At 73.3% G+C, this 11,609-nt stretch carries 8 protein-coding genes; 1 reads left to right on the top strand and 7 read right to left on the bottom strand.

Features of this window, described 5'->3' with window-relative positions:
* Positions 1 to 62 precede the first annotated feature (62 nt).
* The 4 genes from HHL19_RS12360 to guaA all read right to left on the bottom strand — a co-directional run bounded on the left by HHL19_RS12360 (position 63) and on the right by guaA (position 4,606).
* Positions 63 to 584, bottom strand: coding sequence for a DoxX family protein (locus tag HHL19_RS12360; RefSeq protein WP_169088600.1), 522 nt, complete (start codon positions 582 to 584; stop codon positions 63 to 65).
* Positions 585 to 675: 91 nt separating this feature from the next.
* The gene (locus HHL19_RS12355; protein WP_169088598.1) at positions 676 to 1,932 is read right to left on the bottom strand and encodes a hypothetical protein; all 1,257 of its coding nucleotides are present in this window, start codon (positions 1,930 to 1,932) and stop codon (positions 676 to 678) included.
* A 158-nt stretch (positions 1,933 to 2,090) separates the two neighbouring features.
* Positions 2,091 to 2,879, bottom strand: a complete 789-nt coding sequence (locus tag HHL19_RS12350) for a class II aldolase/adducin family protein (protein ID WP_169088596.1) — start codon at positions 2,877 to 2,879, stop codon at positions 2,091 to 2,093.
* Positions 2,880 to 3,013: 134 nt separating this feature from the next.
* Positions 3,014 to 4,606, bottom strand: a complete 1,593-nt coding sequence (gene guaA, locus HHL19_RS12345; protein ID WP_169088594.1) for a glutamine-hydrolyzing GMP synthase — start codon at positions 4,604 to 4,606, stop codon at positions 3,014 to 3,016.
* Between the two features lie 371 nt (positions 4,607 to 4,977).
* Here guaA and HHL19_RS12340 point away from each other — a divergent pair, with 371 nt between their 5' ends.
* Positions 4,978 to 5,283 carry a chorismate mutase gene (locus tag HHL19_RS12340; RefSeq protein WP_169088592.1) on the top strand — a complete coding sequence of 102 codons (306 nt, stop codon included), beginning with the start codon at positions 4,978 to 4,980 and terminating at the stop codon, positions 5,281 to 5,283.
* A 768-nt stretch (positions 5,284 to 6,051) separates the two neighbouring features.
* On the opposite strand, the gene HHL19_RS12335 is transcribed toward HHL19_RS12340, so the two are convergent.
* The 3 genes from HHL19_RS12335 to HHL19_RS12325 all read right to left on the bottom strand — a co-directional run bounded on the left by HHL19_RS12335 (position 6,052) and on the right by HHL19_RS12325 (position 11,579).
* Complete coding sequence (locus HHL19_RS12335; RefSeq protein WP_169088590.1) at positions 6,052 to 7,872, bottom strand: GMC family oxidoreductase; 1,821 nt, start codon at positions 7,870 to 7,872, stop codon at positions 6,052 to 6,054.
* 82 nt (positions 7,873 to 7,954) lie between these two features.
* Positions 7,955 to 9,619 (bottom strand): succinic semialdehyde dehydrogenase, encoded by a 1,665-nt coding sequence (locus tag HHL19_RS12330; protein WP_169088588.1) that lies wholly within the window; start codon positions 9,617 to 9,619, stop codon positions 7,955 to 7,957.
* A gap of 151 nt (positions 9,620 to 9,770) precedes the next feature.
* A complete protein-coding gene (locus tag HHL19_RS12325; protein ID WP_169088586.1) occupies positions 9,771 to 11,579 on the bottom strand; it encodes a serine/threonine-protein kinase in 1,809 nt (602 codons plus the stop codon).
* Between the last annotated feature and the right edge of the window lie 30 nt (positions 11,580 to 11,609).

Genomic DNA, 11,609 nt, shown 5'->3' with positions numbered 1-11,609 from the left:
TGGCTGGCGCTCCCGGTGATGTGGGTCGCGCTGTGGGTGGCCGGCCTGGCGACGTGGGTGGCCTACGGCATCCGGCGGCGTTCGGCGAGGAGCCGGTCGGCGGAGAGCACCGGTGCGCCGGCGAGCAGCAGCGGCAGCCAGGCCATGAGATAGGCGAGGTCGTTGCCGAGGTAGTACGGCTCGACCTGCCAGCTCACGGTGAGCCAGAGGCTCAGGGAGATCAGCGCGCCGCCGAGGGCGGCGACCCTGGCGAAGAGGCCCAGGAGGGTGCCGAGGCCGACGGCGAGCTCGCCGAGGGCGATGGCGTAGCCGAAGGCGGTGGGGTTGTTCAGGGCCAGGTCGACGAGGCCGGGGACGGCGGAGGAGTCGCGGACGCCGCGCATGGTCTCGCCGATGGAGCCGGTGCCGGTGTCGGCGAGGAAGGCCGGGTCGGTGAGCTTGTCGAGGGCGGCGTAGACGAAGGTGACGCCGAGGAAGATCCGGAGCGGGAGGAGGGCGTAGCGGGAGGCGGTGGCCCGCCAGGCGTCCGTGCGGTCCTTCAGGCGGGACCGGGTCCCTCGGGGGCGGTCCGGGTACTTGCTCATGATCGGTCACCTCTCCACGCCCCGTACGACTGTTCGCGGACCGATTGTCCCCGGTTGTCCTGTGAGGGGACACGGGGAGAGGACCGGATGCTCAGTCGGCGACGTCGATCGTCACCCGGTCGGTCTCGAAGCCGGCGGCGGTGACGACGGAGATCTCGACCCGGCCGGGCTCGACGTCGGCGGGGAGCGGGACGGTGAGGACGGTGTCGGTGGGGTTGGCGAAGCCGCCGGGGACCGGGACCAGGGGCACGTGGGCGTGGACGGGGCCGATGCGGACGACGAGCCGGGTGAGCGGGTCGGGGGCGGCGGCGCCGGGCGGGACGAAGCCGTGGCCGCGGATCTCGATGTCGTCGCCGGTGCGGATGGGGGCGTCGAGGTCGCCGGCCTCGCGGGCGCGGACCACGGCGTGGACGGCGGGCGGGCCGCCCTCGGTGTACTTGGCGGCCAGGTGCCAGACGGCGGAGACGGCGAGGAGGAGGGCGAGGGACCAGGGCAGTTCGGGCAGGCGGGCCGGGTCGGCGGCGAGCCGGACGGCGGCGAGGGCGAGGACGCCGCCGGAGACGAGGACGTACTGGACGTCGGCGAGGTCGGCGCGGCCGTTGTCGTCGCAGAGGAGGTCGGCGGCGCGGGGCCGGTCGGCGCGGACCTTCTGGAGCCGGCGGCCGGCGATGCGGGTGGCGACCACGAGGCGGGCGGTGACGGCGACGGCGGAGACCAGGGCGAGGACGGTGACGAGACCGGCGGCGCGGGCGAGGCCGAAGGCGGCGGGGGTGGCGGTGAGCGCGCGGGAGGTGAGGAAGAGGAGGACGTAGCAGAGGAAGAGGAGCCAGGCGGCGGCGACGGCGCGGGTGGTGGAGAGCCGGTTGTCCTCGCCGGTGAGGGGGGCGAGGAGGCCGCCGCGGGCGCGGTGGGCGTGGGCGGCGGCGGTGAGCGGGACGGCGAGGAGGAGGGCGGTGCAGAGGCCGGCGGTGCGGGTGGTGGTCCAGCCGGTGCCGAGGGCGGTGAGGGCCTGGCCGAGGAGGAGGGCGAGGACGGCGGCCCAGATCGCGGCGAGGCTGCCGGTGCGGACGCGGGCGAGCCAGGCGAGTGAGGCCTCCCGGCCGTGGGCGGTGACGGCGCGGGCGGACTGGGCGAGTTCGTCGGAGACCCACTGGCGGGCGGCGACCGGGGAGTGGGCGACGGCGACGGGGACGCCGTGGCCGGCGGCGAGTTCCTCCCGGCGGGCGAGGAAGGCGGCGACGGCCCGCCGGTGACCGGTCTCGCCGCAGTGGGCGCAGCCGGCGCAGGCCGTCGGGTGGGCGTCGGCGCCGTGGCGCCCGCCGTAGTGTCTCGCCTCTTGGACCGCCACGGTGTTGTCACTTCCCGAGTTCGAGGTTTCGACCTCAACCTGCCGCTGGTTCCTCGGAATTGTGCCGCACCGAGGGTGCTCGCGAGGGCCGCGCGCGCCCCGCCGAAGAGTGATTGCCGAGCCATCCCATTGACGTACAGAAGGGTGAAGCGATGGTGTTACGACAGGAGTTCGGGCTCCGCTCGGCTGATCCTGCGCCAGAGGGGCTGGTAGTTGATCCAGGCGACGAGGTCGCTGCCGAGCTGTTCGCGGGTGGCGACGGCGTCCTTGTGGTCGATGAGGACGGGTTTGCCGGCGGCGCGGGCGGCGAGCTGGATGCGGGCGCAGCGGTCCATGGCGATGAACCACCAGGCGGCGGCGTCGACGGAGGCGCCGACGGTGAGGAGGCCGTGGTTGCGCAGGACGATGCCCTTGAAGGGGCCGAGGGCGAGGGCGATCCGGCGGGCTTCCTCGGCGTCGACGGTGACGCCGGTGTAGGCGTCGTAGAGGGCGTGGTCCTGGTAGAAGGCGCAGGCCTCCTGGGTGAGGGGGTCGAGGAGTTCGCCGAGGGCGGCCAGCGCCCGGCCGTGGGTGGAGTGGGTGTGGGCGACGGCGACGGCGTCGGGGCGGGCGCGGTGGACCTGGGCGTGGACGGTGAAGGCGGCCTGGTTGACGTGCTGGTCGCCGAGGACGACCTGGCCGTCGCCGTTGGCGAGGACGAGGTCGCTCGCGGTGAGGTCGCCGAAGGGCGCGCCGAAGGGGTTCACCCAGTAGCAGTCGTCGTACTCGGGGTCGCGGACGGTGAGGTGACCGGAGACGCCCTCCTCGTACCCGAGCCGTCCGAAGAGGCGGAGCGCGCCGGCGAGCCGCTGCTTGCGGTGGAGGCGTTCCTCCTCGGCCGTCGCGTGGACGGGCGGCATGGCGAAGTGGAGCCGGTCGACGGGGACGGGGGCCGGTGTCTCGGTCATGCGCCGGAAGGTAACGCCCTGCCGGTCAAGTCACCAGAGGCCGGACGGGACGGGTCTGGGCGGGCGGGCCGGGAAGCGGCGAGGCCGCCGCCCGCGGGTGCGGGGACGGCGGCCTCGTGCGTGTGCGGGAGGGGTCACTCCCACTCGATGGTGCCCGGGGGCTTGCTGGTGACGTCGAGGACGACGCGGTTGACGTCGGCGACCTCGTTGGTGATCCGGGTGGAGATCTTGGCGAGGACCTCGTACGGCAGGCGCGACCAGTCGGCCGTCATGGCGTCCTCGGAGGAGACCGGGCGCAGGACGATCGGGTGGCCGTAGGTGCGGCCGTCGCCCTGGACGCCGACGGAGCGGACGTCGGCGAGCAGCACGACCGGGCACTGCCAGATCTCGCGGTCGAGACCGGCGGCGGTCAGCTCCTCGCGGGCGATGGCGTCGGCCTCGCGGAGCAGGTCCAGGCGCTCCTTGGTGACCTCGCCGACGATGCGGATGCCGAGGCCGGGGCCCGGGAAGGGCTGGCGCTGGACGATCTCGTCGGGCAGGCCGAGCTCCTGGCCGACCATCCGGACCTCGTCCTTGAAGAGCTGCCGCAGCGGCTCGACGAGCTCGAACTCGATGTCGTCGGGAAGGCCGCCCACGTTGTGGTGCGACTTGATGTTGGCGGTGCCGGTGCCGCCGCCGGACTCGACGATGTCCGGGTAGAGGGTGCCCTGCACCAGGAAGGCGACCTCGGGGCCCTCCTCCTGGAGGATCTCCAGCTGGGCCTGCTCGAAGACGCGGATGAACTCGCGGCCGATGATCTTCCGCTTGGTCTCCGGGTCGGAGACGCCGGCGAGGGCGTCGAGGAAGCGCTTCTCGGCGTCGACGACGACCAGGCGGGCGCCGGTCGCGGCGACGAAGTCCTTCTCGACCTGCTGGGTCTCGCCCTTGCGCATCAGGCCGTGGTCGACGTAGACGCAGGTGAGCTGGTCACCGATGGCCTTCTGCACGAGGGCCGCGGCCACGGCGGAGTCGACGCCGCCGGAGAGGCCGCAGATGGCGCGCTTGTCGCCGACCTGGGCGCGGATGGCCGCGACCTGCTCCTCGATGACGTTGCCGGTCGTCCAGGAGGGCTCGATGCCGGCGCCGCGGTAGAGGAAGTGCTCCAGGATCTGCTGGCCGTGCGTGGAGTGCAGCACCTCGGGGTGGTACTGGACGCCGTAGAGCTTCTTCTCGTCGTTCTCGAAGGCGGCGACCGGGACCACGTCGGTGGAGGCGGTGACGGTGAAGCCCTCGGGGGCGGCGGAGCAGGCGTCGCCGTGCGACATCCACACGGACTGCTCGACCGGGGTGCCCTCGAAGAGGGTGGAGCCGGCCTTGGAGACGTGCAGCGGGGTGCGGCCGTACTCGCGGGCGCCGGTGTTGTCGACGGTGCCACCGAGGGTCGTCGCCATCAGCTGGAAGCCGTAGCACATGCCGAAGACGGGGACGCCGGCCTCGAAGAGGGCACGGTCGAGGCGCGGGGCGCCCTCGGCGTACACGGAGGACGGACCGCCGGAGAGGATGATCGCCTTCGGGTTCTTGGCCAGCATCTCGGCCACCGGCATGGTGGACGGGACGATCTCGCTGTAGACCCGCGCCTCACGGACGCGACGGGCGATGAGCTGGGCGTACTGGGCGCCGAAGTCGACAACGAGGACTACGTCCGGGTTGGTGACGTCGGGCGCGGCAGCGGGGGACGCTGATGACACTACGGCGGCCTTCCGGCGGTAGGAGGGCTCCCCCGGCGGTGGGAGGTTTCCCGAGGGAGGGGGCTATTTGTCGATTCTACCGGCGCGCGCGTGAGGCTTTTCGTCTCACCATCCGAACCAAGGTGGCCTTCGTCTCACCATCCGGGCCCGGCTTGCCCCGGTACGGCGGGCGGGGTCCATACTGTTCGCCATGCGCAAGCACCCGACCTTCGTCTTTACCTATGGCAACCGGCCCACCGGCTGCCATGGTCGTGCTGCTTGAGCAACTGACAAGCGACTTCCCAGGCGCCCCGGGCCGACAAGGCCCGGGGCGTCTGGCGTTTCCCGGGCCGTGCCGATCCGGGGCCCCTCCCCACCACCAGGAGCCCCAGATGACCACGAAGACCGCCGCCACGAAGACCCCCACCGAGCAGACCGGCGCCCGCACCGACGAGGCGGCCTCGCTGATCGGTGACGCCCGCGAGCGGATCGACGCGCTGGACGACCGGATCATCGGTCTCATCCAGGAGCGGATGGCGATCTCCGCGGTGATCCAGGAGGCCCGGATCTCCTCCGGCGGCCGGCGGGTGAACCTGGCCCGCGAGATGGACGTGCTCGCCCACTACCGGGACGCGCTGGGCAAGCCGGGCACGGCGCTGGCGATGACGATGCTGGAGCTGTGCCGGGGCCGCGTCTGAGGCCGGCCGCGCCTGAAGCGCCCGCGCCCGAGACCGCCGGGGGCCCGAGGCCGTCGGGGCCCGAGGCCGTCGGGGCCCGAGGCCGTCGGGGCCCGAGGCCGTCGGGGCCCGAGGCCGTCGGGGCCCGAGGCCGTCGGGGCCCGAGGCCCCCACCCGCCGCGTCCCGCCCGCACCCGGCGGGTGGGGGCCCGCACCCCCGTTCGGTGCCGGACTCACCCGTACGGCGCGTGACCGGCCGCCTCCGGGCCTCGTTGAGCGGGGTGTCCGTGCCAGCCAGGGGCGGGCCCGCAGGAAACCACGCGTGGCTTCGCTGGGGCGTGTGACGTGCTTCTCGCACGTCGTGGGACCTCGCCCCAGCGCACGTGACCGGACGGCAGGGGACAGCAGCCCGGTCACCCAGAAAGGGCGGTCGGTCCCGGGGACGCCCGGGGCCGACCGCAACCGGCTCACCCTCCCCCACCCCGTCACGAACCGTCCCCTCCGACTTCCCTCCCCGACGCGGCGCACCCCCCGGCGCCGCTCCCCTCGGCACCGCCGCTGCCCTGACACCGGTGCCGACCCAGGGCCCGTGCCGCGACCGGAATCGCGGCACGGGCCCTCTTCACGCTCCGCCACCATCACGTGACGCGGGTCACACAAAGATCTCGTACAACGCCTACAACCAAAGGCGGGGCCCGGCGGTCATCTATGCAGCAACACCGAAAAACCGGAGGGGCGCTGCACTCGGAGGGGGGTGCAGCGCCCTTTCCGTGTCTCCACCCCGGCCGGCTACGGGGTCTTCTTCGGCGGGACCGCCGGCATCCCGAGGAAGGGCAGCCGCAGCGCGCCGAACGCCTCGGACGGGACCGCCGGGGACTTCGGCTCGACCGCCGCCACGCGCACGTACGCCTCGCCCTGCCGCGGCCGCGGGTCCTCCTCGCCCTTGTTCGGCCAGAAGGACATGGCCCGCTCCGCCTGCGCCGTGATCGTCAGCGACGGGTTCACGCCGAGGTTCGCCGAGACCGCCGCGCCGTCCACGACCGAGATGCCCGGGTGGCCGTAGAGCCGGTGGTACGGGTCGATGACGCCGGACTCCGCGTCGGCGCCGATGGGGCAGCCGCCGAGGAAGTGCGCGGTCAGCGGCGTGCCCATCAGCTCGCCGATGTTGGAGCCCGCGAAGCCGTTGATCTCCTCGGAGATCAGGGTCGCCGCCCGGGTCGCCGCCTCGATCTGCGTCGGGTTCGGCGCCCCGTGCCCCTGCCGGGCGGTGAGCAGGCCCTTCCCGAGGCCGCCGGGCTTGCGGTAGGTCGTCAGCGAGTTGTCGAGGGACTGCATGACGAGGCCGATGATGGTCCGCTCGGACCAGCGCCGGTTGGAGAGCGAGCGCAGCGCGAGCAGCGGGTGCCGGGCCATGTTGAGGGCCCAGTTGCGCACCCGGTGGGCGCCGTAGGGCACCTGCAGGACGGTGAGGCCGCCCATCGAGTTGGAGCCCTTGCCGTAGCGGACCGGCTCGATGTGGGTGTTCTCGTCCGGGTGGACGGAGGAGGTGATGGCGACGCCCCGGGTGAAGTCGGCCTTCCGCCCGCCGTGCCTGCGCCGGTAGCGGCGGTCGGTGGTCTGGGCGCCGACCAGGCCCTCCGAGTTGGTGCGGGTCAGCTCGCCGAGCCGGCCGGAGATCCGGGGCAGCAGACCGCTGTCCTTCATCCGGTGGAGCAGGGTCTGGGTGCCGTACGTGCCGGCGGCGACGACCACCTTCCGGGCGGTGAAGGTGCGGCCCCTGCCCTTCTTCCGGTCGTCGGTGGGGAGGGTCTTGACCGCGAAGCCGCCGCGCGAGTCCTCGGTGACGGCGACGACCGAGGTCATCGGGTGGACGACCGCGCCCGCCTTCTCGGCGAGGTAGAGGTAGTTCTCGTTGAGGGTGTTCTTGGCCCCGTGGCGGCAGCCGGTCATGCACTCGCCGCACTCGGTGCACGCCTTGCGGGAGGGGCCCGCACCGCCGAAGAACGGGTCGGCGACCTCCCCGCCGGGCTTCGCCTTCGCCGTACCGTCGCCGTCGTCTCCGTCCCCGAAGAAGACGCCGACCGGCGCCATGTGGAAGGTGTCGCCGATCCCCATGGCCTGGGCGGCGGCCTTCAGGTGCACGTCGGAGGGGGTCATCGTCGGGTTGAGCCGGACGCCCAGCATCCGCTTCGCCTGGTCGTAGTACGGGGCGAGCTCGGCGCGCCAGTCGGTGATGTCCTTCCACTGCGGGTCGTCGAAGAACGGCGCCAGCGGCTCGTACAGCGTGTTCGCGTAGTTGAGGGAGCCGCCGCCGACGCCCGCGCCCGCGAGGACCATCACGTTGCCGAGCAGGTGGATGCGCTGGATGCCGTACAGGCCCAGCGTCGGCGCCCACAGGAAGTTCTTCAGGTCCCAGGAGTTCTTCGGCAGGGTCTCCCGGGTGAAGCGGCGGCCGGCCTCCAGGACGCCGACCCGGTAGCCCTTCTCGGTGAGCCGGAGGGCGGTGACCGAACCGCCGAAGCCGGAGCCGACCACGAGGACGTCGTAGTCGTACGCGTCCTCGGCCGAGCCTTCCTCGTCCTGGTTTCGGGCAGGGGTGACCGCGGTCATGGCTCTCCTCGCAGAACCTCGTACGGAAAAGGGGCGGAACGAACAGCGTGTGCCGGGGGCGTCGGCTCCGACGCCGGGTGCGTCAGCTCAGACGCAGGGCCTTCAGCGCCTTCAGGGAGAGGCTCATCACCGCCGCGTACTTCTCGTCGTCCATCCCGAAGGACGGCGCCAGCGGCATCAGCCGCTGCTGGGCGACGGTCTGGGCCTCGGTGTACTTGAGGATGCCCTCGGAGCCGTGGCGGCGGCCGAGGCCGGAGTCCTTCATGCCGCCCATCGGCGCGCGGACGCTGCCGTACGCGGGCGCGTACCCCTCGTTGATGTTGACGGTGCCGGTGCGCAGCCGGGCGGCGACGGCGTGGCCGCGGCGCGAGTCGGTGGTCCAGACGGAGGAGTTGAGGCCGTACGGGGTGGCGTTGGCGCGCTCGATCACCTCGTCCTCGTCGGTGAAGCGGTAGATCGAGACGACCGGGCCGAAGGTCTCCTCGGCGCAGACGGCCATCGGGGCCTCGACGCCGTCGAGGATGGTCGGCTCGTAGAAGAGCGGGCCGAGGTCGGGGCGGGCGACGCCGCCGGCGACGAGCGTGGCGCCCTTGGCGACGGCCTCGTCGACGTGCCGGGTGACGGCCTCCAGCTGGCGCTCGCCGACGAGGGAGCCCATGTCGGCGCCGTACGCGAGGGAGTTGCCGAGGCGCATGGCCTTGGTGCGGGCGGCGAAGCGCTCGACGAAGGCGTCGGCGATCGACTCGTGGACGTACAGGCGCTCGATGGAGATGCAGAGCTGGCCGGCGGAGGAGAAGCAGGCGCGGACGGCGCCCTCGGCGGCCTTCTCGATGTCGGCGTCCTTCAGGACCAGCATGGCGTTCTTGCCGCCGAGTTCGAGGGAGACGCCGACGAGCCGGGCGGCGGCGCCCTTGGCGACCTCGATGCCGGTGCGGGTGGAGCCGGTGAAGGAGACGTAGTCGGCGTGGCGGACGACCTCGGGGCCGACGACCGGGCCCTCGCCGAGCACGACCTGGAAGACCTCGGCGGGCAGCCCGGCCTCGATCAGCAGCTCGCGGGCCCACAGGGCGGTGAGGGCGGTCTCGGTGTCGGGCTTCATGACAAGTGCGTTGCCCGCCACGAAGGCGGGCAGGGCGTCGCCGACGGAGAGCTCGAAGGGGTAGTTCCAGGGCGCGATCTGGCCGACGACCCCGCGCGGCTGGCGCAGCTCGGTGACCTTGGTGAGGGTCGGGACGACGCCGGTGTGCCGCTTGGGGCGGAGGTACGAGGACGCCTTGCGGCCGTAGTGACGGGCGGCGACGGCGACCGCGAGGACCTCCTCGTGGGCGTGCAGGCGGGCCTTGCCGGTCTCCAGCTGGATGAGGTCGAGGACCTCGGACTGGCGGGCTATGACCAGGTCGTGGAAGCGCAGCAGGACGGCGGCGCGGGCCCGGACGGGGGTGGCGGCCCAGGCGGCCTGGGCGGCGCGGGCGCGGGCGAAGGCCTCGGTGACGTCCTCGGGCGTGGCCTCCGGCAGGTCCGCCAGCTTGGCGCCGGTGAAGGGCGTGTGGTTGGCGGTGCGGCCGGAGCCGACGACCCCCCGGGTGAGCCGGGCGACGAGCTCCGGCGTCACGACGTCGGCGGCGGTCCGGGCTCCGGCCGGCGCGGGGGCGACCGGGTTGGTCGCGCCCGCCGGGGCGGCGGGGCGGGCCACCGGGGCGGGGTCGGCGGCGATCGTGAGGGCGGCGGGGGCCTGCGAGTCCGTCATGACGCCGAGGGTAGGCGTCGTTCCGGCCTTTGGGTACCCGCCGGTAACGCGTTTTCACCTCACGCACACATCGCGCCAGTGATCACTGGCATATAAGCCCTGATCAGCGGCTTACGGCCCCGCACAGGCCCCTCACGAAGATTTTTCCCGGTCAGGTGCCGGGTGCTCGCCAGTGCTGGAGGACGAGGTCGAACTGCTCGCGCGTCGTGTCCCAGCTCGACTCCGGCGAGGTCATGTAGATCGCGTACTCGGTGCCGTCGTCGGCGTAGTACAGCCGGTCGATCGCGTGCCGGCGGCCCGGGAAGTTCTGCTTCTCGGTCCAGGTGAACTCCCAGAGCGCGGACTTGACGTGGTCGCGGTAGGTGCTCTGGTTCAGCCACACCCGCTGGTAGTCCATCCGCTTCTTGAGCGTCTTCTCCAGGTCCAGGAGGTGGGCGTACGGCGTCTCGAAGTCGGGGCTCGGGTCGATGCTGATCCGGAGGCGGTGGTTGCCGCGGTCCGGGGTGTAGTCGATGTTGTGGTCCTCCACCTGGCGCTTCCAGCCCTCCGGAACGATCAGCGAGAAGCCCGCGGGGTCGTCGACCCGCTTCCAGCCGTCCGGGACCTCGTCCGCCGCGATCCCGTTGCGGTCGGTGGCGGTCGGGCCGGGGGTGGTCCCGCCGCTCGCCACGGGGCCCGGCTCGCGCCCGCCGCCCCCGCCGCCGTACTGCATCACGGCGAAGACGGCGCCGCCCGCGACGGCGGCGGCGAGCACCGCGGTGAGGACGGCGGTGCGCCAGCGGCCCTTCCCCCCGGGGGCGGACGGGCGCGGCCCCTGAGCGGACGGCACGGACGGCGCGGACGGCGCGGACGGCAGCGTGAAGGCCTGGCCCGAGCTCCCCGCAGGATGGGGCCACTCGACGGTGCGCGGGGTCAGCGGCGACGCCTGGGCCGGTACGACCTCCGATACGCCCTCCGGGACGGCGGCCGCACCGGAAGCCGGGCGGGAAGCCGGGCCGGAAGACGGGCCGGAAGGCGCACCCGAGGGCATGCCGGAGGCCGTACCCGAGGACATGCCCGGCGGCATGGCGGTCGGCTCCAGGTCCATCCGCTGCGTCGGCACGTACGCCTGCGCGGTCTGCGGGCTGCGGCCCTCCATCGCGTCGAGCAGCATCCGCTCGGTCTCGTCCGCGCGCGGCCGCTGCCCCGGGTCCTTGCGCAGCAGCGCCACGATGACGGCGGCGAGCGGCCCCGCGTTCACCGGGTGCGGCGGCTCCTCGCCGACGACGGCCTGCATGGTGCTGATCGGGGAGGTGCGGCGGAACGGCGAGGTGCCCTCGACGGCCGTGTACAGGGTCGCGCCGAGCGACCAGAGGTCGGAGGCCGGGCCGGGGTCGCCGCCCCGTACCCGCTCGGGCGCCAGGTAGTCGATGGAGCCGACGAGTTCGCCGGTCCGGGTGATGGTGGAGTCGCCCTCGATCGCCGCGATGCCGAAGTCGGTGATGAGGACCCGGCCGTCCCGGGCGAGCAGGACGTTCCCGGGCTTCACGTCCCGGTGCAGCACGCCGGCCGCGTGCGCGGCCCGCAGCGCGCCCACGACGTGCAGGCCGACCCGGGCCGCCTCGCGGGGCTCGACCGTCCCGGCCTCCTTGACGGCGTCGGCGAGCGACGGGCCGTCGACGAACTGCATGACGATCCAGGGCCGGTCGTCGTGTTCGAGGACGTCGTGGACGGTCACCACACCGGGGTGGGTGATCCGGGCGGCGGCCCGCGCCTCCTTCTGGGTGCGGGCGTGCAGCACCAGCCGGTCGGCCTCGGCGACGAACCGGCCCGCCGTCAGTTCCTTCACCGCCACCACACGGTGCAGCACCTCGTCGTGCGCGCGCCAGACCCTGCCCATGCCGCCGCGTCCGATGGACTCGACGAGCCGGTACCGTCCGGCGAGCAGCAGCCCCGCGCCTGTGCCCTGAGAATGTTCCACTTGCCCCCGCCCCGTAGCTTCCGATGCCAG

Origin of the sequence: Streptomyces sp. R302, from assembly GCF_012927245.1 — a bacterium.
In the GTDB taxonomy this organism is placed as follows: domain Bacteria; phylum Actinomycetota; class Actinomycetes; order Streptomycetales; family Streptomycetaceae; genus Streptomyces.
The sequence above is the reverse complement of the archived record's forward strand: the minus strand, read 5'-3'. Positions and strand labels throughout refer to the sequence as shown.